Origin of the sequence: Rhizobium atlanticum, from assembly GCF_030182485.1 — a bacterium.
Taxonomy (GTDB): Bacteria; Pseudomonadota; Alphaproteobacteria; order Rhizobiales; family Rhizobiaceae; genus Rhizobium.
Map to the genome: position 1 here is coordinate 325,631 of NZ_JAQJCJ010000002.1, position 23,032 is coordinate 348,662.

Consider the following 23,032-nt stretch of genomic DNA (forward strand, 5'->3'; position numbering starts at 1 on the left):
ACCCGATCGCAGCCTCAGCCGCGCTTGCGCTCGATCGCGTCCCAGAGCAAGCTTGCTATATCGGCGCCGCCAAACTTCCTGACCTCGCGGATGCCTGTCGGCGAGGTGACGTTGATCTCGGTCATGTAATCGCCGATGACGTCGATGCCGACGAGCAGGAAGCCGCGCTCCCTCAGCGCCGGGCCGATGCGGGCGCAGATTTCCTGCTCGCGCGCCGTCAGTTCGGTCGCCTCGGCGCGGCCGCCGACATGCATGTTGGAGCGGCTGTCATGTTCGGCCGGCACGCGGTTGATCGCGCCGGCGAACTCGCCGTCGACGAGGATGATGCGCTTGTCGCCCTTGCGCACGTCGGGCAGATATTGCTGGGCGATGAAAGGCTCGCGGAAAAGCTGGCCGAACATTTCCAAGAGCGAGGAGAGATTGCGGTCGTCGCGGGTGGAATGGAAGACGCCGGCGCCGCCATTTCCGTAGAGCGGCTTCAGGATGATGTCGCCCATCTCATCGCGGAAGCGGCGGATTTCGGCCGGATCCTTGGTGATCAGCGTCTTCGGCATCAGGTCGGAGAATTCGGTGACGAAGATCTTCTCCGGCGAATTGCGCACCCAGGCCGGATCGTTGACGACGAGCGTCTTCGGGTGGATGCGCTCGAGGAGATGCGTCGAGGTGATATAGGCCATGTCGAAGGGCGGATCCTGGCGCAGCAGCACTACGTCCATGGTCGAGAGATCGACGCGCTCGGGCGCGCCAAGCTCGAAGTGATCGCCCTTGACGTCGCGCAGCACCATCGGCTCGACGCTCGCAAAGAGCTTGCCGTCGCGGAAGCTCAGGCGCTCGGGGGTGTAATGGAAGAGCCTGTAGCCGCGCGCCTGCGCTTCCAGGCTCATGGCGAAGGTGGAGTCACCTGCAATATTGATGCCGGCGACATGATCCATCTGGACCGCTACATTGGTGATCTTGGCCATTTCCGTCCCTCGCTGAATGCCGGACAGATGTAGGTCGGCCCGGCATTAAACGCAACGGTCATCAAGGGCTTCGGGCGTTCGCAACTTTCAGGCGGCAATGCCCTGGCTACCGCCGTTGCGCAGCATGTTGCGCAGACGGTAGGCGATCGCCAAAGGCTTCGGGAAAGGCTTGCGCAGGAAGGCGACCTTGCGGACGTAGGTGTCGACCCGCCAGCTCGCCCAGGTTCCACCGGCGAAAAAGGCGACGTCGCCGGTGCGCAGGGTCCGTTCCGTGCCATCCTCGGCGGTGATATGGACCTCGCCTTCGAGGATCATCACGGTCTCGTCCCAGCCGAAATACCAGCGGAATTCGCCCGCCGTGCAGTCCCAGATCGCCGTCAGCGACGCCTCGTCATGTCCGCGCGAATGTTCGGCGGTGCGGGCTTCAGGATTGCCGCTGATGATCCAGTCGGGATTGATCGGCGTCGATTTCAGCGGCAGGTGGTCGCTCGCATGCGCGACGAAGGATTTTCCGGCCGGCTTCAGCGCGATATAAGGCACCGAGCGCGCCGCCATGGCGACCGCGCTTGCAAACATCATCTTCCAGGCCACGCAACAACCCCCAATTCTTAATCCCTACCGCGATCGTGGGTAGCAGAGAGAGGTAAGGAGCTCGTTCAGCCCGGGACTAAAATTTTAACAATCAGGAAACTCGACCGGGCTGAAAGCGCTCAGAAGGCGTCGGGAAAGTGCCGTGGCAGCCGGCCGGGCATGACCGCGACGATATCGTAGCGCTGGGAAAGGCGGGCCTGATCCGCCTGGCGGGCGAGCCAGAGATCGCTTGCCGCCCGGATCCGCTTCTGGGCGGCGACAGAGACGGCGTCGATCGCCGCAGCCTCGCCATGGCGGGCCTTGACCTCGACGAAGACGGCGAGATCGCCCTTGCGGGCGACGATATCGATCTCGCCGAGCCTGGTGCGGTGGCGCAGCGCCAGGATGCGGTACCCCTTCAGCATCAGGAAGGCGGCGGCGACATATTCCGACATGCGGCCGCGGCGCAGCGCCTTCCGTTTGATGGCGGTAAGCTCCTTATTGCCCATTGCCGCCCTTCATCTCCAGCAGGCGCTGGTAGAGCACCTTGCGCGGCAGGCCGGTGAGACGGGCGGCCTCGGCCGCAGCCTTTGCCGTCGGCATCGACATCGAGAGGTCGGCGAGCACGGCTTCGACATCGGCCTCGGATGTTTCGGCTGGCTGCGGCGGACCGACGACGAGGACGATCTCGCCCCTGACGTTTTCCACCTGCTGGTAATGGGCGGCGAGTTCGGCCAGCGTGCCGCGGCGGAATTCTTCATAGGTCTTGGTCAACTCACGGCAGACGCAGGCCGGCCGGCCCGGGCCGAGCACATCGGCGGCGGCAAGAAGCGTGGCAGCGATGCGATGGGGCGATTCAAAAAAGATCAGCGTCGCCGGAGCTGCGGCAAATTCACCGAGACGATCGCGGCGGGCCTTGTCCTTGGCCGGCAGAAAGCCGGCAAAGAGAAAGGCGTCGTTCGGCAGGCCGGAACCAACAAGGGCGGCGAGCGGCGCCGAGGCGCCTGGAATGGGAATGACGCGGTAACCGGCGGCAATCGCCTGCCGGGCCAGCCGGTAGCCGGGATCGGAGACGAGCGGCGTGCCGGCATCGGAGACGAGCGCCACCGAGCGCCCGGCTTCGAGCGCCTGGATGAGCCGCGGGCCGGCTTCGTCGGCATTGTGCTCATGATACGCGAAGGGGCGGTTCTGGATGCCGTAGCGGTCGAGCAGAACGCGGGTGACACGCGTATCCTCGCAGGCGAGCACGTCGGCGCCGGCCAGCGTTTCCAATGCGCGCAGCGTGATGTCGCCAAGATTGCCGATCGGAGTGGCGACCAGATAGAGCGCCGGCTCCAGCGGCCGCGCCGGCACCGCCATGTTGTGCAGGCGGAAGCTTCGCCTCGTGGCGTCCTCGCCTGTGGTTTGCTCGTTCATGCCCTTTGCCTTCGTGCCGCCGGCGCCTTGCCGGTTCATCGGCCTTTATGGGCGAGCGCTGCGGCTTCGGCAAGGGTTGGGGATTTCTGTGAGCATTGCTCCGGAAAACCTGAAATGCGAGGGCTCAGCCGTCCATGCCTCTTGCCATCCAATGCTGAAGTCTGCCATTTTGCCCGTCCACTCCCCCGACCTAAATCGGGAAAGCATTCTTCGGGCCTTCGATGCGCCCGGGCAGTCACGGTCGAAAGCGGTAGCATCCCATGCGTATTACTATTGAGCGGTCAAACCTTCTGAAATCGCTGAACCACGTCCACCGTGTGGTCGAACGTCGCAACACGATCCCGATCCTGTCCAACGTACTGCTCAAGGCCGACGGCCAGAACCTCGACATGAAAGCGACCGACCTCGACCTGGAAATCACCGAGGCGACGCCGGCAAGCGTCGAACAGGCCGGCGCTACCACCGTTCCGGCCCATCTTCTTTACGATATCGTGCGCAAGCTTCCCGATGGCGCCGAAGTGCTGCTGGCCACCAGCACCGACGGCGGCTCGATGACCGTCCAGTCCGGCCGCTCGAAGTTCTCGCTGCAGTGCCTGCCGGAATCCGATTTCCCGGATCTGACCGCCGGCACCTTCACGCATTCCTTCAAGCTGAAGGCGACCGATCTGAAGATGCTGATCGACCGCACGCAGTTCGCGATCTCGACGGAAGAAACACGTTATTATCTGAACGGCATCTTCTTCCACACGATCGAGAGCAATGGTGAGCTGAAGCTCAGGGCGGTCGCGACCGATGGCCACCGGCTGGCCCGCGCCGATGTCGATGCACCTTCGGGCTCCGAGGGCATGCCCGGCATCATTATTCCGCGCAAGACGGTCGGGGAACTGCAGAAGCTGGTCGACAATCCGGAAGCGGTCGTCACCGTCGAGGTTTCCGACGCCAAGATCCGCATGACGATCGGCTCGATCGTCCTGACCTCGAAATTGATCGACGGCACATTCCCGGATTACCAGCGCGTCATCCCCACCGGCAACGACAAGGAAATGCGCGTCGATTGCACCACCTTCGCCCAGGCCGTCGACCGCGTTTCAACGATCTCCTCCGAGCGTGGGCGCGCGGTGAAGCTCGCGCTGTCCGAGGGCCAGCTGATGCTGACCGTCAACAATCCGGATTCCGGCAGCGCAACGGAAGAAGTCGCCGTCGGCTACGACACGGATGCGATGGAAATCGGATTCAACGCCAAATATTTGCTCGACATCACCGCCCAGCTTTCCGGCGAGGAAGCGATCTTCCTGCTGGCCGATGCCGGCTCGCCGACGCTGATCCGCGACACCGCCGGTGACGACGCGCTCTACGTCTTGATGCCGATGCGCGTCTGACGGAACGAAGGCGGCCGCTTTCGGTTTTCCTCCTGTCGAACAGGAGGTCCCAGGATGAAAAAGACGGGAGCGGTGCGCATCGGCATTTCGGGCTGGACCTATGCGCCCTGGCGCGGGCAATTCTATCCGGAGGGACTGCCGCAGAAGCAGGAGCTTTCCTACGCCGCCCGTCACTTCCGTTCGATCGAGATCAACGGCACCTTCTACGGATTGCAGAAGCCCGAAAGCTTCGGCCGCTGGCGGGACGAAACGCCTGATGATTTCGTCTTTGCGGTCAAGGGGCCGCGCTTCCTCACCCATGTGCGGCGACTGAAGGAGATCGAGGCGCCGCTTGCCAATTTCTTCGCCTCGGGTCTGCTGAGGCTTGGCCCCAAGCTCGGGCCGATCCTCTGGCAATTCCCGGCCAACATGGCCTTCGATCCCGATCGTTTCGAAAATTTCCTGTCGCTGCTGCCGCATGATCACGATGCGGCGATAACGCTTGCCAAGCGGCATGACGAGCGCCTCAAACAAGCCTGGCTCACAAGCGACGGACACCAGCCGATCCGCCATGCGTTCGAAATCCGTAACGACAGCTTCCGCTCAGTTGAGTTCATCGAGATGCTCCGGCGACACAAGGCCGCGCTGGTCTGCGCCGATACGGTGAAATGGCCGTTGCTGATGGATATCACCGCCGACTTCATCTATTGCCGTCTGCATGGGTCCGAACAGCTCTATGTCAGCGGCTATGAAGACGAAGCGCTCGATCTATGGGCGGAACGCATCCGCGCCTGGACAAGCGGCCGAGAGCCTGACGATGCGACGCGCGTTCTGGAACCTTTGCCGGCACGCGCCAGGGGCCGCGACGTCTATCTTTATTTCGACAATACCGACAAGAAGCTGCGCGCGCCCATCGACGCCCAACACCTGGCCGAGCGGCTTGCCGATCTGATGCCTGATTCCCACCGAAAGGCCGCATGAGCTGTTGATGCCGATGTTCTTGTTGCGAAAATCCTTGTCCAAGCAGCGACAAGCGGCATATTAAGACAGTCGATCAACATGCGGATGGGTGGAGAATGCGCTTACGGGTCAAGGTGAAGGAACACCTCGGGAAGAGATTTGATGAGGAAATCCGTTTCTTCCGGGGCATGATGCAGGGGCCGAAGACGGTGGGCTCGATCGTGCCGACCTCTTCGATTACCGCCAAGCGCATGGCCAGCGTCATCGATATGCATTCGGGGCTGCCAGTGCTGGAACTCGGCCCGGGCACTGGTGCCATCACCAAGGCCATCCTCGGCCGGGGCGTGAAACCGGAAAATCTGGTCGCAATCGAATATTCGACGGACTTCCACCAGCATCTGCTGCGGACTTATCCCGGCGTGCATTTCATCAACGGCGATGCCTTCGATCTCAAGACCACGCTTGGCGCATTCGGCGAGCAGACGTTCGATTGCGTCATCTCCTGCATTCCGCTCTTGAATTTTCCGATGGCGATGCGCGTCTCTCTGCTGGAAAGCCTGCTCGACCGCCTGCCGGCCGGCCGGCCTGTGGTGCAAATCTCCTATGGCGCGATTTCGCCGATCGCCGCCAATCCCGATCGTTACCACATTCAGCACTTCGACTTCGTCATGCGCAACATCCCTCCGGCGCAGCTCTGGATCTACCGCCGCGGCTGAGATGTTCGGACTTTATATCACCCACCCGCAAATCAAGATCGATGCGAATGTTCCCGTGCCCAAATGGGGCCTTTCCGATGTCGGGGCTGCGCGCGCCCGCAAAGCTGCCGAGAGCGGCTGGGCCAAACGGCTGACCCGCATCGTCTCCAGCGACGAGACGAAGGCGATCGAGACGGCCGAAATTCTGGCGGCCGCCTCCGGTATCAGCATCGAGATCGTGCATGGCATGCACGAGAACGACCGGTCGGCGACCGGCTTCCTGCCGCCGCCGCAATTCGAAGAGGCGGCCAACTGGTTCTTTGCCCATCCGGAAAAAAGCTTCCAAGGCTGGGAGCGCGCCGTCGACGCGCAGGCCCGCATCGTGGCGGCGGTCAAGGCCGTTCTCGCCACGCATGATCCGGCCGCACCGATCGCCGTCGTCGGTCATGGCGGCGTCGGCACGCTGCTCAAATGCCATCTGGCGGGGCGGCCGATTGCCCGCGACCGCGACCAGCCGGGGGGCGGCGGCAATCTCTATGCTTTCGGCCTTGCGGATCTCGGCCTAACATGCGACTGGACGCCCATCGAAGACTGGCGGGGTGACTTCACATGGATGCACGCGAGCGGTTGATCGTCGGCCTGGATGTTCCAACGATCGGCGAGGCGGAAAGACTGGTTTCCGGGCTCGGCGACGACATTCTCTTTTATAAGATCGGCTATCAGCTGGTCTTTGCCGGCGGCCTCGAATTCGCCCGCGACCTCGCTGCCAGCGGCAAGAAGATCTTTCTCGACATGAAGCTGCTCGACATCGACAACACGGTCGCGTCGGGCGTCGAGAATATTGCCAAGATGGGCATGTCGATGCTGACGCTGCATGCCTATCCGAAGGCGATGAGGGCGGCGGTGGAGGCCGCGGCCGGCTCCGGCCTCTGCCTGCTCGGCGTCACCGTGCTGACCTCGATGGATGCCGAGGATCTTGCCGAGGCCGGTTATAACCAAGACCCGCACAGCCTGGTGCTCAGCCGCGCCGGCCAGGCGCGCGCCGCCGGCATGGGCGGCATCGTCTGCTCGGCGGCGGAGGCGGCCGAGGTGCGGGAGGTCGTCGGTCCCGACATGGCGATCGTCACCCCCGGCATTCGCCCGGCCGGCAGCGACAAGGGCGACCAAAAGCGGGTGATGACGCCTTTCGACGCGCTGAAAGCGGGATCAACCCATCTCGTCGTCGGCCGGCCGATCGTCAAGGCACCTGACCCGAGAGAGGCGGCCCGCGCCGTCCTCAACGAGATGGTGACGGCGCTCTGGCCTGCAAACCGCTGAATTCAAAAAAGGCAAAAGGGAGACGATCATGGCCAAGGCATACTGGATCGCTCGCGTCGATGTTCGCGATGCCGAGCGCTACAAGGATTACGTGGCGGCGGCCAAACCGGCTTTCGAAAAATATGGCGCAAATTTCCTGGCGCGCGGCGGCGCCATCACCGAACTCGAAGGCAAGGCGCGCGCCCGCAACGTGGTGATCGAATTCCCTTCGATGCAGCATGCGGTGGATTGCTACAATTCGCCGGAGTACCAGATCGCCGCCAAGATCCGCCAGGAAGTGGCGGATGCGGAAATGGTCGTCGTCGAAGGCGTCTAAGCTGCGCGCATAGCCAAAAACTGACGGCGCGATAGGCCTTCCCGTCGCCTCGGGATTGGGCTAATACGGTGCCGACAAAGCATCCCCAAGCCTTTCGAGGAACCTGCCATGACCCTTGCCAACCTGCCGCCGCTCGTCACCGTGTTCGGAGGCTCCGGCTTCGTGGGCAGGCACGTGGTGCGGGCGCTCGCTAAGCGCGGCTATCGCATCCGGGTCGCTGTGCGCCGGCCCGATCTCGCCGGCTTCCTGCAGCCGCTCGGCAATGTCGGCCAGATTTCCTTCGTACAGGCGAACCTGCGCTATCGCAACTCGATCGACCGTGCCGTCGAGGGCGCCAGCCACGTCGTCAACTGCGTCGGTATTCTGCATGAGACCGGCCGCAACACTTTCGACGCGGTGCAGGAATTCGGCGGCCGCGCGGTTGCCGAAGCGGCCCGCAGTGCCGGCGCGACCCTCACCCATATTTCGGCCATCGGCGCCAATGCCAACTCCGACTCGGATTACGGCCGCACCAAAGGCCGCGCGGAAGCGGCCATCCTCTCCATCAAGCCGGAGGCGGTGATCTTCCGTCCATCGATCGTCTTCGGGCCGGAGGACAGCTTTTTCAACAAGTTTGCCGACATGGCGCGCATGTCGCCCGTCCTGCCGCTGGTCGGCGGCGGCAAGACGAAATTCCAGCCTGTTTATGTCGAGGACGTCGCCGAGGCGGTTGCCCGCGCCGTCGATGGCAAGGTTGCCGGCGGCAAGATCTATGAGCTCGGAGGACCCGAGGTGCTGAGCTTCCGCGAATGTCTCGAGACGGTGCTGAAGGTGACGTGCCGCAAGAATCCGCTGGTGTCCCTGCCCTTCGGCTTGGCTTCGCTGATCGGCAGCATCGCCTCGCTGATCCCCTTCGTGACGCCGCCGATCACGCCCGACCAGGTGCGCCTGCTCAAGCGCGACAACGTCGTTTCCCCAGAAGCCGAGGCGGAAGGCCGCACGCTGAAGGGACTCGGCATCACACCCACAATGCCGGCATCGGTGCTCGGCTCCTATCTCGTGCAGTACCGTCCGCACGGCCAGTATACCGGCTCCGGTAAGGCCGCCTGACCATCTTTGCCGAGAAACGATAACGCCGTCGCCGGTCCCGCGGGCGGCGTTTGCTTTGCCGCAGCATGGCGTTCTTTGCGCGTCCTGAACAGCGTGCGGCTCTGCCATGCCGGCGCAAACTCGGCATGTTTTCCTGCCGGATATATCGAGCAGCGTTGCATAAAAGGCGCAGCGGAAATTTTGTGGAATTAACGTCAAATTTAGCAGGAACGTTTATTGCTATTTGTCATTCCACTGACTACCAAACCCCGCGCCTCCCAACGGACTCAACGTCTGCGAAGGCGTGCGACAATCACTGTGAAAGGCATTTCTCGATGGGCAAGTCAATCGCGCTCCTTTTTGCGTGTGCGGCGCTGATTATCATGGCAGGTTCCTTCGTTGCGCCCGGTTCGGTCGCGGCGGTCAAGGGCGACTGCTCGCCGGCTTACGGCGTCGATCCTTGCTCGACGGCTTCGATCAGCCATTGACGAAAAGGCCGGCGCCTTGCGCCGGCATCCAAAAGACAATCCGTCGGGAACGCCGAACAAGGCGTTTCGCAATGACGGCTCGACATTGCCTGCTTCAAAGCGGCGACGAGCGTCCTTCCTCTCAAGTTGTTCTGAAAACTCGACGCTTGCCGGCGAGCGGGTATCGTGCGCCAAATTCCGACAGCGCAATGCATTCGCGCCGGGAGTTGCGCGAATGCAGTTGCAGGTTGCTCAGGCGATGAAGCCGGTTGTGGCCATACCGAGCAGCAAGACACCGAGAATGATGCGGTAGATGGCAAACAGCGTGAAGCGGTTGCTCCTTATATAGGCGAGCAGCCATTTGACGGCGATGAAAGCGACGATCGTGGAGACCACGAAGGCGATGGCGAGCGCCGTCCAGTCTTCACCTGCCGCGCCGCCGTCCTTGAAGGTCTTCAGCAGTTCATAGCCGCTTGCGGCATACATTGTGGGAATGCCGACGAGAAAGGCAAATTCGGTCGCCGCGGCGCGATTGCCGGTGCCGGCCAGCAAGGCGACGAAAATGGTGGCGCCGGAGCGTGACGTGCCCGGAAAGACGCCGGCAACGATCTGGGCGATGCCGACCAGGATGGCGACGAGCCAGGTGATCTTTTTATGCGGCGGCCGGCGCGCGGCGGCCCATTCGGCAAAGATCATCCAGATGCCGCCGATGATGAGCGCCCAGGCGATCGGCGTCGCGGTCTCGGGAAGTTCGAAGCCGAGCTTCTTGACGACGAGGCCGAGAATTGCGGTGATGAGAAATGCGACGATCAGCTTGGCGGCATAGTCCCGATTCTCAGGCTCGCGCCAGCCGAGCACCAGATCCAGCAGACGGCGCCAGTAGATGATGGTGACGGCGAGGATGGCGCCCGCCTGAATGACGATATTGAACATGTCCGACCGATGGCCGAGCCATTGCTCTGCAATGATGAGATGGCCGGTGCTCGAGATCGGCAGGAACTCGGTGATCCCTTCTATGACACCGAGAATGGCGGCATTGATATAGTCCATAAATTATCTCCGGTTTAAAGGTCGTTCGGATCGATCATTTCCTGCTGGAAATTCTCTGAGCTGCGTCTGAGCCGATCAGGCAGCCGTTATCCTCGTAGGCAACACGTGTGTTTTGTCCCTTGTCAGATGGCGTGAAAGCCGATTCGCTTGTATTGGCCGGGCCAAGCTCCTATAGCTTCAACCAATGAGTCATGACTAAGGCGCTATAAACGAGCTGCCACACAGTCCTGTAACAGCAATCATAAAGCCCGAGTATCGATGCCCACGCTTTATCATCATCCCATGTCCTCCGCATCTCGCTTCGTCCGGCTGATCCTGGCGGAATACGGCTATCAGGCGGATCTGATCGAGGAGCAGACATGGGAGAAGCGCCGCGATTTCCTGGCGCTCAACCCGGCCGGTACGCTGCCGGTCTATGTCGACGACAGCATGCGCGCGCTCTCTGGCGCCAGCGTCATTTCCGAATATCTCGACGAGACGCACGGGGTCTTGAAGCGCGACCGGCGGCTGCTCGCCGAGGATCCATTCCAGCGGGCGGAAATCCGCCGGCTGACCGAATGGTTCATGCAGAAGATGGAAAACGACGTGACAAAGCCGCTCGCACGTGAGCGTGTCTACAAGTTGCAGATGACCGCCGATCAGGGCGGCGGAGCGCCGGATTCGAAGATTTTGCGCACGGCCCGCGCGAATATCCGCCAGCATATGCGTTATCTCACCTGGCTTGCCGGCTCGCGCCAATGGCTGGCGGGAGAGCGGATGAGCTATGCCGATCTTGCCGCCGCCGCCTCGATCTCGATCCTCGATTATCTCGGCGAGATCGAGTGGGCCGAAGCCCCCGTCGTCAAGGAGTGGTATCAGCGGCTGAAATCACGTCCCTCCTTCCGGCCGATGCTGACCGAGCGCGTGCGCGGCCTGACCCCCGTTTCACACTATGCCGATCTGGATTTCTGACGAGGGCTCTTCATGCCCGAAGCTTATAGAGACAACAAAGAGCGGCGGCGCCGCGACAATTTGACCGACTTCGTTCGGGCGGAATCGGTCGCCAAGGGCTTCGATCTCTGCCGCATCACGCGCCCTGACGCGATCCCCGAGGCCAAACGGCGTCTCGGTGAGTTCATCGATGCCGGGCGGCACGGCACGATGGAGTGGATGGCGGAGACGCGCGAGCGGCGCGGCGATCCGCTGACCCTCTGGAGCGAGGTGCGCTCCGTCGTCGTCTTCGGCCTCAACTACGCCCCGGAAGAAGATCCGCGCGGCATCCTCGACAAGCCCGACAAAGCGGCGATCTCCGTCTATGCCCGCAACCGCGATTATCACGACCTCATCAAAGGCCGGTTGAAGGAGATCGCCACCCGCTTTGCGGCGCGGGCCGGCGCCGATGTGAAGGTGTTCGTCGATACCGCGCCGGTCATGGAAAAGCCGTTGGCGGCGGCGGCCGGTATCGGCTGGCAGGGCAAACACACCAATCTCGTCAGCCGCACGCATGGTTCGTGGCTGTTTCTCGGCACGATGTTCACCACCGCCGATCTTGCCGTCGATGCGCCGGAAATCGATCATTGCGGCTCCTGCCGCGCCTGTCTCGACATCTGTCCGACCGCCGCCTTTCCGGCGCCTTACCAGATCGACGCGCGGCGCTGCATCTCCTATCTCACCATCGAACACAAGGGGCCAATCGACCCCGAGCTGCGGGTGCTGATCGGCAACCGCATCTATGGCTGCGACGACTGTCTCGCCGCCTGCCCCTGGAACAAATTCGCAAGCTCCGCCTCCGAAATTAAGCTGCAGGCGCGCGAAGAGCTGAAGGAGCCGTCGATCGCCTTTCTGCTGACGCTCGACGACGCCGCCTTCCGCTCCTTTTTCAGCGGCTCGCCGGTCAAGCGGATCGGCCGCGACCGTTTCATCCGCAACGTGCTGATCGCTGCCGGCAATTCCCGCGAGAGGGCGCTCATCCCGCAATGCCGCCTACTCGCCGACGACGCCTCGCCGGTGGTGCGGGGGATGGCGGTCTGGGCGCTTTCAAGGCTGATGAAGGCTGACGAATTCTCGGCCTTTGCCGGGCAAAGGGTTGATGAAAGCGATGACGAGGTACGCAACGAATGGCGCCTGGCGGGAGTGAACTGATGCATGTGATGATCTTCGGCTGCGGCTTTTCCGGTACGGCGATCGCCAAGGCCTTCGCCGGCGACGGCGTGCGCGTGTCCGGAACGACCCGTTCGGCAGAGAAGATGGAAGCGCTCCGCCGCGCCGGCATCGAGGCATTCCTGTTCGATGGCGAAACCTTGGAAGAGCAGCTCGTCCAGGCTTTGGCCGATGTCACCCATCTCGTGCAGTCGATCGCGCCTGGAAAGGCCGATCCACTGCTGCGACTGCTCGATAAGGACGGCGCGAGCCTGCTGCCGAGGCTCGAATGGATCGGCTATCTCTCCACCGTCGGCGTCTATGGCGATCACAAGGGCGCATGGGTCGACGAGGAAACACCATGCGTGCCTGTCTCCGGACGGTCGAAGGAGCGGCTCGAGGCAGAAGAGGGCTGGCTGGCAATGGGCGCGAGGCGCGGCGTGCCGGCGGCCGTGCTGCGGCTTTCCGGGATTTACGGGCCGGGCCGCAATGCCTTCTGCAACCTGGAAAAAGGCACGGCGCGGCGGCTGATCAAGAAGGACCAGGTCTTCAACCGCATCCGCGTCGAGGATATAGGCGCGGCGGCGCGCTTCCTGTCGGAGCGCGGGCTCGGCGGCATCTATAATGTCACCGACGACCAGCCTGGGCCGCCGCAGGATGTGATCGTCGAGGCGGCACGGCTGATGGGCGTCGAGCCGCCTCCGGAACAGGCTTTCGAAACCGCCGAACTGACGCCGATGGCGCGTTCTTTCTACGGCGAGAACAAGCGGGTTTCCAATGCGAAACTGAAGGCGGCCGGTTTCCGATTTTCCTTCCCGAACTATCCGATGTCGCTCGCTCAATTGTGGCAGGACGGGCGCTGGCGCGGGTAAATCCGGGCCGCTTGAGGTGACCGGGGGTTATCACCCAAATTGAGTAGGAAATTCCTACTTTGCACAGTTGGCAGAACAATTCTCGCCGCATATCATGGTTAACAGCCTTTGAATTTGCGCAAATGTGGCGGGAAATATGGCGAAGTCAGAAAAAATATTCCGTGATTTTTGTGAGGGCCGCGAAGTTTAAGGCCTCTTCGGAAAAATCATTTGAATTTTAGCTGATTTCATTGCGTTTTTTCCTCATCCTGCCATACGCGGCAAATTCTCATATTTTATCAATGGCCTGGGAAATATTACAGAATGTAATATTCCGTGATCGCATGCGGCACTTTTCTGCCATTTTTCTACGGATTTAAGCCCCGCCGCCTGCAAGGGCGTCGAGTTCAATAGTTGAGGGATACACCGTTTTGAAGAAAATCAGCCGTTCTATTATCGCTGCCGCAACTATTGCAGCCTGCTCTTCCATGCTTCCGGCGGAAGGTTTTGCTGCTAATGGCTGTGGCGGTGCTTCGTGGTACGCTCTTCACTCCAAAACTGCTTCCGGAGAACGTATGAACCCCGCCGTCTTGACTGCCGCGCATCGTTCGCTTGCATTCGGCACCAAGGTCAAGGTCACCAACCGCAACAATGGCCGCACCGTCGTCGTCCGCATCAATGATCGCGGCCCGTTCATCCGCGGCCGTGTGCTCGATCTGTCGCGCGCCGCCGCACAGAATATCGGCATGGTGAGCTCCGGCACGGCGAAGGTCTGCTACCAAGTGATCAGCTAAGTCCGGAGCTTGCAACCGGCTGCACCGTCAGCGGCGCTTGCTCTTGCCGCCAATCGCGGTTACCACGCGATCGAAACCTGTAAACAATCCGCCCGACCTCTGGGTGCGGATCGTTCGCACGGTACGGCAACAGGAGATATGTAAATGCGTCTGGGCGGCCGCCTCGAAGGGGCGATTTCTGTGCTCGCGGACATCGATGCCCGCAAGCGACCCGTCGCCGACGCCCTCAAGGACTGGGGCCTTGCCCATCGCTTCGCCGGTTCCGGCGATCGTGCCGCGATCGGCAACATCGTCTACGACGCCCTGCGCATGCGGCTTTCGCATGCCTGGCTGATGGATGACGACAGCGCTGTGGCCATTGCCCACGGCGTCATGTTCCGTCAATGGCGTTTCACGCCCGAAAGCCTTGCCGCCGAGCTGGCCGACGACAAATTCGCGCCGGCGCCACTTTCACCCGAAGCCCTTGCCGCCTTTAGCAGCCGCTCGCTCGAAGACGCGCCGCCGCATATCCGCGGCGATATTCCCGAATGGGTTCAACCCTCCTTCGAACAGGCCTTCGGCACCGACTGGCTCGCCGAGGCACAGGCGCTCGCCGCCCGCCCGACGCTCGATCTGCGCGCCAACATCCTCAAAGCCTCGCGCGACAAGGCCGTCAAAGCGCTCGAAAGAGCCGGCGCCCATGCCGCGAAGATCGCCCGCTACGGCATACGGATTGCCGCAGGCGAAGGCGCCTCGCGCCTTCCTAACGTGACGGCCGAGCTTTCGTTCCAGAAAGGCTGGTTCGAGGTCCAGGACGAGGGTTCGCAGATCGTCGCCGATCTGGTGCTGGCGCGCGATGGCGAACAGATCCTCGATTATTGCGCCGGCGGCGGCGGCAAGACGCTCGCCATGGCCGCCGCCATGCAAAACAAGGGCCAGGTTCACGCCTATGACGCCGATCGCAAACGGCTGGCGCCGATCATCGAGCGGCTGAAGCGGGCGGGCACGCGCAATGTCCAGGTGCATGACGACGCCAGAGGGCTCTCGGGCCTTGCCGGGCGCTGTGACAAGGTGCTGGTCGACGCGCCCTGCACCGGCACCGGCACATGGCGCCGACGCCCCGATACGAAATGGCGGCTGACGGCGAAGAACCTCGACGAACGCACCGCCCAGCAGCAGGACGCGCTGGCGCAGGCGAGCGGCTTTGTCAAACCGGGGGGTGAGCTGATCTATGTCACCTGCTCGGTGCTGCCTCAGGAAAATGAGGAACAGGTGCGCCGCTTTACGGCCGGGAATGCTGATTTTGAGATCGTCAGCGCCCTGCCCGCCTGGGATGCGCTCTTCGGCAAGGCCGCGCCGCGTCCGCATTCCTCCGATGGCCTGACGGTGACGCTGACACCGGCTTCCACCGATACGGACGGCTTCTTCTTCTGCCGCATGCAGCGCAAGGGCTGACACCCCACGACAGCCGCAGACTGGGCTGCCATTTCGGTAAAGTGACGGTGCTGTCTTCTGGCCGAATGCAGCCGGATGAGCGGGTTTTCCCGGTCGCGCCGTGCTTAAAATCATTCCAAACTAGAGCGTTTGACACCAGTTTACTTTTGCGCGAAGAGACAGAGCCCGACGGAAGATCCGTCACAGGAGAGGATTATGAAGCTCAACAGCAAATTCCGCGCAGCCGTGCTGGCGATTGCTCCCGCCGCTCTGCTCGCCCTTCCCGCGCAGGCCGAGATCGATGCTAGCGCCGTGGTGAAACATTATGCCGAAGTGGCGCATGCCAAATACGAGGACTCGCTGACGACGGCCAAGGCGCTCGACGCCGCCATCGACGCCTTCCTGAAGGCGCCGACCGATGAGACGCTGAAGGCCGCCAGGGATGCCTGGGTCAGGGCGCGCGTGCCCTACCAGCAGACGGAAGTCTATCGCTTCGGCAATCCGATCGTCGACGACTGGGAAGGCAAGGTCAATGCGTGGCCTCTCGACGAGGGCCTGATCGATTATGTCGATGCCGCCTACGGGACCGAGAGCGACGAAAACTCGCTCTATGTGGCCAATGTCATCGCCAACAAGACGATCAAGATCGACGGCAAGGATGTCGACGCCTCGAAGCTGACGCCTGATTTCCTCTCCGGCACGCTCGCCGAAGCCGGCGGCATCGAAGCCAATGTGGCGACCGGTTACCACGCCATCGAATTCCTTCTCTGGGGCCAGGATCTGAACGGCACCGGTCCGGGCGCCGGCAACCGCCCGGCCACTGATTACGACCTCAAGAACTGCACGCACGACAATTGCGACCGGCGCGCCGAATATCTGAAGTCCGCCTCCACCCTGCTTGTTTCCGACCTGCAGGAAATGACCGACAACTGGAAGCCGGACGGGGTGGCGACGAAGAACGTCGAGGCCGATCCGAAGGCCGGTCTCGTCACCATCCTGACCGGCATGGGCTCGCTCTCCTACGGCGAACTTGCCGGCGAGCGCATGAAACTCGGCCTGCTGCTGCACGACCCGGAAGAAGAGCATGATTGCTTCTCCGACAATACCTACAATTCGCATCTCAACGACGCGATCGGCATCGCCGCCGCCTATACCGGCAACTATACCCGCGTCGACGGCACCAAGCTCAGTGGCCCGTCGCTGCACGACCTCGTCGCCGCCAAGGACAAGGCGCTCGATGCCGAGCTGGAAGGCAAGCTCAACAAGACGCTCGATGCGATGAACGCCATGGCCAAGCGTGGCGAGACGGTCGAGAAGTATGACCAGATGATCGCCCAGGGCAACAAGGAAGGCAATGCCGTCGTCCAGGCCGCCATCGACGGGCTGATCGACCAGACGAAGTCGATTCAGCGCGTTATTGCCGCACTCGATCTCGGCACGGTTCAGCTTGAAGGTTCCGACAGCTTGGATAATCCTAACGCCGTCTTCAAATAAGCAAAAAGGCGGGCCGCCTCGACAGCCGGAGCGGCCCGGACTCTTGAAATGTCGCATGCCCCGGCCCGCCGATTGATCGCCAGCGCAGCGCTCTGCGCCATGTTTGCCGGATTTTCCGCAGCCATCGCCGGCGGTTTCGACCTGCCAACCAAACGCACCGACCTCTCCGAGACCGATCTCAAACGCGTCGCCGACATCACGCGGCCGACGGCGGATTTTTCCAAGGCCGAGCAATATGAAGCGATGCAGGCGGGGGCCGCGACCTCGATCGATCCCGTCACTGAAGACAGCTTCTCGCATATTTCCGCCAACATCCCCTTCGAGGAAGAGCAGAATTTCAAGCTCGGCAATGCGCTCTTTCGCAAGCTCTGGGTTTCCGCTCCTTCCTCGACGCAGGCCTCCGACGGCCTCGGGCCGCTCTTCAACGCCCGCTCCTGCATGAGCTGCCATGTCAATGACGGCCGGGGCAGACCGCCGGAGGGGGCCACAAGCGCCACCTCGATGTTCCTGCGTCTGGCACGCGCGGCGACCACGCCGGAGGAAGAAAAGGCGATCGCCAATGCCGACGTCGTGAACTTTCCCGATCCGGTCTATGGCCATCAACTGCAGGACCTTGCCGTCCCCGGCATTGCCGCAGAAGGCCGGATGGCAATCACTTATGATGTGGAGACGGTGACGCTCGGCGACGGTGAAAAAGTATCGCTTCGCCGGCCGCATTATACGGCGACGAACCTCGCTTACGGGCCGCTCGACACGGCGACGACCATTTCGGCGCGCGTGGCGCCGGCGATGATCGGCCTTGGGCTGATCGAAGCCATTCCGGAAGCGGACATTCTTGCCCATGCCGATCCTGATGATGCAGACGGCGACGGCATTTCGGGCAAGGCGGCGATCGTGCGCGACCATCGCAGCGGCAAGATCGCACTCGGTCGTTTCGGCTGGAAGGCGCAAAACGCCACCGTGCGCGATCAGAGCGCCGATGCCTTCGCCAACGATATCGGCATCTCGACGCCCGACCAGCCGGATGCACATGGCGATTGCACCAAGCCGGAAGAAAAATGCCTTGAGATGCCGACAGGGGTGCAGAAACGGCTGGGTGCAGAAGAAGCCCCAGGCCCCGTTCTCGACCTCGTGACCTTCTATTCCGAAAATCTCGCCGTGCCGGCGCGGCGCAAGGCGAGCTTTCCCGAGACACTGCGGGGCAAGCGGATTTTTTACGAAACCGGCTGCATTTCCTGCCATGTGCCGAAATTCGTCACCCGCCGGGATGCAGCCGAAAAGGCGCAATCCTTCCAGCTGATCTGGCCCTATTCCGACTTTCTCCTGCACGACATGGGCGAGGGTCTGGCCGATGGGCAACAGGTCGGGCTTGCAAGCGGACGTGAATGGCGCACGCCGCCGCTATGGGGTATAGGACTGACCCGGACTATCAGCGGACACAGCTTTTTCCTGCATGACGGCCGTGCGCGAAATGTCACCGAGGCGATTCTCTGGCATGGCGGCGAAGCTGAAAAGGCCCGCAACGCTTTCTCCTTCCTGTCGAAAGACGACCGGGCGGCCCTGATTACATTCCTGGAGTCACTTTGATGCGCCTTTGGCACCCCCTGCTCTGCCTCACTCTGATCGGCCTCGCCACATCGGCGGCCGCTGAGACCGCCGCTCCTCCGGCAGGGCTGAATGAGGATGCCGTTCCCGCCGTCATGCAGCGCGCCGTCGATGAGGTGATCCGCCCCGGCTATCGCAACATGCAGCAATCGGCCGCCCGGCTGACGACGGCGATGAAGGATCTCTGTGACGGCGGCACGCAACAGACGCTCGACAAGGCGAAATCCGCCTTCGACGACACGATCCGCTACTGGTCGATCATCGAGATCGTCCAGACAGGGCCCGTCATCCAGGACAATCTCTTCGAGCACATCCTGTTCTATCCCGACCGCAAGGGTGTCGGCCTGAAGCAGGTGCAAGCGCTGATCGCCAAGGCGGATCCTAAGGACGCGACCGTCGATGCGATCGCCGGCAAGAGTGTGGCGCTGCAGGGCCTGACGGCGCTGGAATATGTGCTCTATGGCAACGGCTCCGACGATCTCCTCGAGCAGAAGGGCGGATTCCGCTGCCTTTACGGTGCCGCGGTCGCCGGCAATATCCAACGTGAGGCAGGCGAAGTCGTCGCGGCCTGGGAAAAACCTGATGGCGTGCAGGCGAGCTGGAAACATCCGGGCCCGCAAAGCAATGATTTCATGGACAACAAGGAAGCCGTGACTGCGCTGCTCGGCATTCTCGTCCACGGCGCAGAGAATGTCCGCGACCAGCGGCTGGAGCAGTTCTACAAGGGCAAGGACACCACGCCGCGCCCGCGCATGGCCATCTACTGGCGTTCGAAGAACACCTGGAAATCGATGGCTGCCAATCTGGAAGGCCTGCGCACGCTCTGGCAGAAGGCCGGCATGGCCGAGCTTCTGCCGACGGACAAGCGGTCGGTCGCCGCCTCGATCGACGCGGATTTCAAATCGCTGCTCGACAGCGTGCCGAAGCTCAATCCCGACATTGACGTCGCCGTGAGCGATGCCGAGAAGGCCAAACTCGAAGCGTTGCTCGCCGACAGCCGCCAGCTGATTACCAGAATCAACGACGAATATGGCTCGGCCATCGGCCTTTCGGCCGGCTTTTCCTTTTCGGACGGAGACTGAAGCGATGATACGAAGCACCACGATCGATCGACGCAGCTTCGTCAAGGCGGCAGGGATTGGCTTCCTTGCGGCCTTGACGCCAAGATCGCTGATGGCGTTGGAGCGGTCGGACGCCGTTTATGCCTCGGGCATTCGCGCAGCCGACGGCTCCTTTGCCATCGCGACGGTGACGGAGCGCGGCGAGATCGTCGATCAGGTGGCGCTTCCCGCCCGAGCTCACGGCATGGCCTTCAGCGCCGCCACCGGCAAGACCGTCGCCTTTGCGCGCCGGCCCGGCACCTATGCGATGATCTTCGATCCACGGAATAAGGGGCAGCCGATCGTCATCAGCTCCCGGGAAGACCGGCATTTCTACGGCCACGGCGTGTTCTCGCCCGATGGCCGCATTCTCTACGCCAGCGAGAACGATTTCGACGGCAATCGCGGCATGATCGGCATCTACGATGCGACCGCCCGCTTCACCCGCATCGGCGAATTCGAGACCTATGGCATCGGCCCGCACGACATGACCGTGTCCGATGACGGACGCCTTCTCATTGTCGCCAATGGCGGCATCGAGACCCACCCCGACTTCGGCCGCACCAAGCTCAATCTCCGGGCGATGCAGCCGTCGCTGGTCCTGATCGATGCGGCGACGGGCGCGTTGATCGAAAAACATGTGCTGCCGGCCGAATGGTCGCAGCTGTCGACCCGCCACGTCGACCTTGACGGCGAGGGCCGCATCTGGTTCGCCTGCCAGTACGAGGGCCACCGCAAGGATCTGCCGCCGCTCGTCGGCCATTTCGCCAAGGGCGAGGATCTTTCCTTCGTCGATCTGCCGGAGGAGACGACGCGCAGGCTTGCCAATTACATCGGGGCGATCGCCGTCAATCGCAGCGAAGGCCTCGTCGGCATCACCTCCCCGAAAGGCGGCGCCTCGGTGACGATCGACGCGAGGACGGGCAAGGTGCTGGCCGAGACGGCAATTGCGGATGCCGCGGGCATCGCGCCGGCAAAAGAGGGCTTTGCCGTCTCCTCCTATGATGGCGACTTCCTGTCGACCCGCAGCGACGTCGCCTGGGATCAGCACATCGTTCGGATCTCTCAGCCGACGCGCGCATAGGCCTTCTGCTCGGCACTGATCGCCGACGCCGCAGCCCTTGCCGCTTGATGCAGCCATTCGCTCCCGCGCACCCGTAGGTCCTCCAGGATCGCCGTGGCCGCCGCCGGATCGTCGGAATGGCAGTTGGCGATCTCGAAGCCCATCAGCTCGAGCATCGTCGGCGCAAGCAGGATTTCCGGGTGCTTGTCGATCTCGATCTTGCGGCTATTCGGCGAGAGCCGGCGCACGAGGATACGCCCGGAGACTTGATAGTGGGGATCGGCCGAGCGCATCCGCCCTCCGGCAATCTTGCCTGCATTGATCGTCCCATGCTGCAGCCCGTGGCAAAGCGACCAGGCCGAGGGCACCAGCGCCTTCGCCTCGCGCAGAACCGGCCCGCCTTGCCATTCGCTATAGGCGATAAAACGCGGCCGACCGAGACTGCCGGTGCCGGCGCGATGCGGCTTGGCCACGAAGCGACCTGTGCCGGATGGCAATGCACCGGTAAGCGCCTCGATATAGGCGGGAGGCGCCGGTTTCTTGCCGGGACGCAGCGTCTCGTATTTCTCCCAGAATTCTTGGCGGTCGGCATTCGGCAGCACCAATGCCTTGCGCAGCCATTTGTAGTCGCGTTCGAGGATGACGGGCAGCGGATTTTCAAGGCCCCGGCGATAGCCGGTGAGGATCAGTTCGCCGATCCTGCGGACGGACGGACCATTGTCGCCACGCGCCAAGATGGCGCTTGCCGCCAGACGAACGAGGTCGAGCGCATAAGGCATGAGCGCCGCGTCGTCGAAATCATTGACGCCCCAGACGAGCCGGCCCTCGACATCGCGCCAGGTGCCGAAATTTTCCAGATGCGTGTCGCCGATCGCCAGCACTTCAGGTGCGCCTGCAAGTTCCTGGCAGATGCCGAGGATGGTTTCGCACCAGCGCCAATACGTGGCGCGCAGGAAGACGAACGCGTTGCTGCGCATCTTCTTATGTTTCTCCCTGAGATCCTTCTTGACGAGATCGTCGCCGAGTTCGCCGCTCAGCCAGTTCTCGAAATTCCGGACAGATTGCGATATCGTCGTCATGCCGCTGATGCATCCATCCTTTCGAGTGTGGATGCGAGAATACGCGCTCCGCGCGAAGCTGCAATCGCCATTGCACGAGGCTGGCGGCGCTGACGAAGCGGGTTCGTGCAACGACGTATGGCGAAAGGTTGCCCCGGCGACACGGTTTGCGGTTTCCGGTGTCGGCCGGGCGGATTTCGGCAAGGTCCAGCTTGTCGAATCCGGCCCGCCATGCCACTTTCCCGGCTTCGAGAGGGGTAGCCATGAGCGAGACTGACAGGGGCGATTTCCGCGCGCGAATCCGCCGCAATTTTGCGCGCCAGGCGGCGATGCAGACGATCGGCGCAGAGCTGACGCGCGTCGAGCACGGCGTCGTCGAGATCGAGCTTCCCTTCGACGTCAAACTGACACAGCAGCACGGCATCCTACATGCGGGCATCATTTCGGCGGCGCTGGATTCGGCCTGCGGCTTTGCCGCCTACAGCGTCATCGACCCTGAAGCCTCGATCCTGACAATCGAGTTCAAGGTCAATCTCATGTCGCCGGGGCGTGGCGAGCGCTTCCTGTTTCGCGGGGAAATCACCAAACCCGGCTCCACCATTATCGTCGCCGACGGGCGAGGCTACGCGATCAGCGACGGGCCGGCGAAACTCATCGCCTCCATGACCGGAACAATGATGGTCATCCGCGGGAGAGAAGGAATTACAGGATGAAGTTCGAGCTGAAGTCGGTCGCAGGCAAATCCATGCTTTTCGTCATGGCGGCGGAGGCCGAATACGGCTCCTTCCTGCGTTCGCGCATCGAGCCCTTGATGACAGGCGTCGGCCCGGTCGAGGCGGCAGTCGCGCTGACCAAAACCCTGGCACGGCTGGATGCGGCCGACGACCTGCCGGATCTCGTGGTTTCGCTCGGGTCGGCCGGTTCGGCGAAACTGGAGCAGACAGAAGTCTATCAGGTGAGCTCGGTCTCCTATCGCGATATGGACGCCTCGCCGCTCGGTTTCGAAAAGGGTAGGACGCCGTTTCTCGACCTGCCCGCTGCGCTCGAGCTGCCGCTGCGCATCCCCGGCATTCCCGAGGCAAGCCTTTCCACCGGCGGCAACGTCATCTCGGGTACCGCCTATAGCGACATCGACGCCGACATGGTCGACATGGAGACCTACGCGGTGCTGCGCGCCTGCCAGGGCTACAAGCTGCCGCTGATCGGCCTGCGCGGCATTTCCGACGGCGCGGTCGAACTGCAGCATATCTCCGGCTGGACGGAATATCTGCACATCGTCGACCGCAAGCTCTCCTACGGCGTCGACAGCCTGTTCACGGCGCTGGAGGACGGGGTTTTCTGGTTCTAGCCGTCGAAT

General features: G+C 62.5%; 25 protein-coding genes. 19 read left to right on the plus strand and 6 right to left on the minus strand.

The features are described from left to right. Positions 1 to 14: 14 nt before the first annotated feature. The 4 genes from gshB to rsmI all read right to left on the minus strand — a co-directional run bounded on the left by gshB (position 15) and on the right by rsmI (position 2,948). Positions 15 to 962 carry a glutathione synthase gene (gshB, locus tag PH551_RS04015; RefSeq protein WP_285191941.1) on the minus strand — a complete coding sequence of 316 codons (948 nt, stop codon included), beginning with the start codon at positions 960 to 962 and terminating at the stop codon, positions 15 to 17. A gap of 87 nt (positions 963 to 1,049) precedes the next feature. Beyond that, entirely contained in the window at positions 1,050 to 1,553 is a 504-nt protein-coding gene (locus PH551_RS04020; RefSeq protein ID WP_285191942.1) for a cupin domain-containing protein, read from the minus strand. 119 nt (positions 1,554 to 1,672) lie between these two features. Next, positions 1,673 to 2,041 (minus strand): YraN family protein, encoded by a 369-nt coding sequence (locus PH551_RS04025; protein ID WP_285191943.1) that lies wholly within the window; start codon positions 2,039 to 2,041, stop codon positions 1,673 to 1,675. Continuing rightward, complete coding sequence (gene rsmI, locus PH551_RS04030) at positions 2,031 to 2,948, minus strand: 16S rRNA (cytidine(1402)-2'-O)-methyltransferase (RefSeq protein ID WP_285191944.1); 918 nt, start codon at positions 2,946 to 2,948, stop codon at positions 2,031 to 2,033. Before rsmI ends, PH551_RS04025 begins: the two co-directional genes overlap by 11 nt. A 260-nt stretch (positions 2,949 to 3,208) precedes the next feature. On the opposite strand from rsmI, the gene dnaN reads away from it, so the two are divergent. From dnaN to PH551_RS04070, 8 genes are all read left to right on the plus strand, one after another. Beyond that, the gene (gene dnaN, locus PH551_RS04035) at positions 3,209 to 4,327 is read left to right on the plus strand and encodes a DNA polymerase III subunit beta (RefSeq protein WP_285191945.1); all 1,119 of its coding nucleotides are present in this window, start codon (positions 3,209 to 3,211) and stop codon (positions 4,325 to 4,327) included. 54 nt (positions 4,328 to 4,381) lie between these two features. Next, entirely contained in the window at positions 4,382 to 5,287 is a 906-nt protein-coding gene (locus PH551_RS04040) for a DUF72 domain-containing protein (protein ID WP_285191946.1), read from the plus strand. Between the two features lie 95 nt (positions 5,288 to 5,382). Further along, positions 5,383 to 5,982: a phospholipid N-methyltransferase PmtA gene (gene pmtA, locus PH551_RS04045; RefSeq protein WP_183700606.1), complete on the plus strand. Its 600-nt coding sequence runs from the start codon at positions 5,383 to 5,385 to the stop codon at positions 5,980 to 5,982. 1 nt (position 5,983) lies between these two features. Continuing rightward, the gene (locus tag PH551_RS04050; protein ID WP_285191947.1) at positions 5,984 to 6,592 is read left to right on the plus strand and encodes a histidine phosphatase family protein; all 609 of its coding nucleotides are present in this window, start codon (positions 5,984 to 5,986) and stop codon (positions 6,590 to 6,592) included. Continuing rightward, positions 6,571 to 7,278, plus strand: a complete 708-nt coding sequence (gene pyrF / locus PH551_RS04055; protein ID WP_285191948.1) for an orotidine-5'-phosphate decarboxylase — start codon at positions 6,571 to 6,573, stop codon at positions 7,276 to 7,278. The genes PH551_RS04050 and pyrF overlap by 22 nt, the downstream gene beginning before the upstream one ends. Positions 7,279 to 7,306: 28 nt before the next feature. Continuing rightward, a complete protein-coding gene (locus PH551_RS04060; RefSeq protein WP_064800384.1) occupies positions 7,307 to 7,594 on the plus strand; it encodes a DUF1330 domain-containing protein in 288 nt (95 codons plus the stop codon). A gap of 108 nt (positions 7,595 to 7,702) precedes the next feature. Continuing rightward, positions 7,703 to 8,683, plus strand: a complete 981-nt coding sequence (locus PH551_RS04065; RefSeq protein WP_285191949.1) for a complex I NDUFA9 subunit family protein — start codon at positions 7,703 to 7,705, stop codon at positions 8,681 to 8,683. Positions 8,684 to 8,997: 314 nt separating this feature from the next. After that, the gene (locus tag PH551_RS04070; RefSeq protein ID WP_041678526.1) at positions 8,998 to 9,150 is read left to right on the plus strand and encodes a hypothetical protein; all 153 of its coding nucleotides are present in this window, start codon (positions 8,998 to 9,000) and stop codon (positions 9,148 to 9,150) included. A 231-nt stretch (positions 9,151 to 9,381) separates the two neighbouring features. On the opposite strand, the gene PH551_RS04075 is transcribed toward PH551_RS04070, so the two are convergent. Continuing rightward, positions 9,382 to 10,179, minus strand: a complete 798-nt coding sequence (locus tag PH551_RS04075; protein WP_285191950.1) for an undecaprenyl-diphosphate phosphatase — start codon at positions 10,177 to 10,179, stop codon at positions 9,382 to 9,384. Positions 10,180 to 10,437: 258 nt separating this feature from the next. Here PH551_RS04075 and PH551_RS04080 point away from each other — a divergent pair, with 258 nt between their 5' ends. From PH551_RS04080 to PH551_RS04120, 9 genes are all read left to right on the plus strand, one after another. Further along, positions 10,438 to 11,130: a glutathione S-transferase family protein gene (locus PH551_RS04080; protein WP_285191951.1), complete on the plus strand. Its 693-nt coding sequence runs from the start codon at positions 10,438 to 10,440 to the stop codon at positions 11,128 to 11,130. A gap of 12 nt (positions 11,131 to 11,142) precedes the next feature. Next, on the plus strand, positions 11,143 to 12,300 hold the full coding sequence (gene queG / locus PH551_RS04085) for a tRNA epoxyqueuosine(34) reductase QueG (protein WP_285191952.1): 1,158 nt from the start codon (positions 11,143 to 11,145) through the stop codon (positions 12,298 to 12,300). Continuing rightward, positions 12,300 to 13,169, plus strand: coding sequence for an SDR family oxidoreductase (locus PH551_RS04090; RefSeq protein ID WP_285191953.1), 870 nt, complete (start codon positions 12,300 to 12,302; stop codon positions 13,167 to 13,169). Before queG ends, PH551_RS04090 begins: the two co-directional genes overlap by 1 nt. Before the next feature lie 410 nt (positions 13,170 to 13,579). Beyond that, a complete protein-coding gene (locus PH551_RS04095; RefSeq protein ID WP_085776661.1) occupies positions 13,580 to 13,942 on the plus strand; it encodes a septal ring lytic transglycosylase RlpA family protein in 363 nt (120 codons plus the stop codon). Between the two features lie 144 nt (positions 13,943 to 14,086). Next, positions 14,087 to 15,376 carry an RsmB/NOP family class I SAM-dependent RNA methyltransferase gene (locus tag PH551_RS04100; RefSeq protein WP_285191954.1) on the plus strand — a complete coding sequence of 430 codons (1,290 nt, stop codon included), beginning with the start codon at positions 14,087 to 14,089 and terminating at the stop codon, positions 15,374 to 15,376. 195 nt (positions 15,377 to 15,571) lie between these two features. Beyond that, positions 15,572 to 16,849, plus strand: coding sequence for an imelysin family protein (locus tag PH551_RS04105; RefSeq protein ID WP_285191955.1), 1,278 nt, complete (start codon positions 15,572 to 15,574; stop codon positions 16,847 to 16,849). 48 nt (positions 16,850 to 16,897) lie between these two features. Then, the gene (locus tag PH551_RS04110) at positions 16,898 to 18,436 is read left to right on the plus strand and encodes a di-heme oxidoreductase family protein (RefSeq protein WP_221127910.1); all 1,539 of its coding nucleotides are present in this window, start codon (positions 16,898 to 16,900) and stop codon (positions 18,434 to 18,436) included. Then, positions 18,436 to 19,536, plus strand: a complete 1,101-nt coding sequence (locus tag PH551_RS04115) for an imelysin family protein (protein ID WP_285191956.1) — start codon at positions 18,436 to 18,438, stop codon at positions 19,534 to 19,536. Before PH551_RS04110 ends, PH551_RS04115 begins: the two co-directional genes overlap by 1 nt. A gap of 4 nt (positions 19,537 to 19,540) precedes the next feature. Continuing rightward, positions 19,541 to 20,638: a DUF1513 domain-containing protein gene (locus PH551_RS04120; protein WP_285191957.1), complete on the plus strand. Its 1,098-nt coding sequence runs from the start codon at positions 19,541 to 19,543 to the stop codon at positions 20,636 to 20,638. On the opposite strand, the gene PH551_RS04125 is transcribed toward PH551_RS04120, so the two are convergent. Then, a complete protein-coding gene (locus PH551_RS04125) occupies positions 20,620 to 21,696 on the minus strand; it encodes a DUF2252 family protein (protein ID WP_285191958.1) in 1,077 nt (358 codons plus the stop codon). The genes PH551_RS04120 and PH551_RS04125 overlap by 19 nt on opposite strands. A gap of 242 nt (positions 21,697 to 21,938) precedes the next feature. On the opposite strand from PH551_RS04125, the gene PH551_RS04130 reads away from it, so the two are divergent. Together PH551_RS04130 and PH551_RS04135 are read left to right on the plus strand one after the other, a co-directional pair. After that, entirely contained in the window at positions 21,939 to 22,388 is a 450-nt protein-coding gene (locus PH551_RS04130) for a PaaI family thioesterase (protein WP_085776653.1), read from the plus strand. Further along, complete coding sequence (locus tag PH551_RS04135; protein ID WP_285191959.1) at positions 22,385 to 23,023, plus strand: 5'-methylthioadenosine/S-adenosylhomocysteine nucleosidase; 639 nt, start codon at positions 22,385 to 22,387, stop codon at positions 23,021 to 23,023. Before PH551_RS04130 ends, PH551_RS04135 begins: the two co-directional genes overlap by 4 nt. The last annotated feature ends 9 nt before the right edge of the window (positions 23,024 to 23,032 follow it).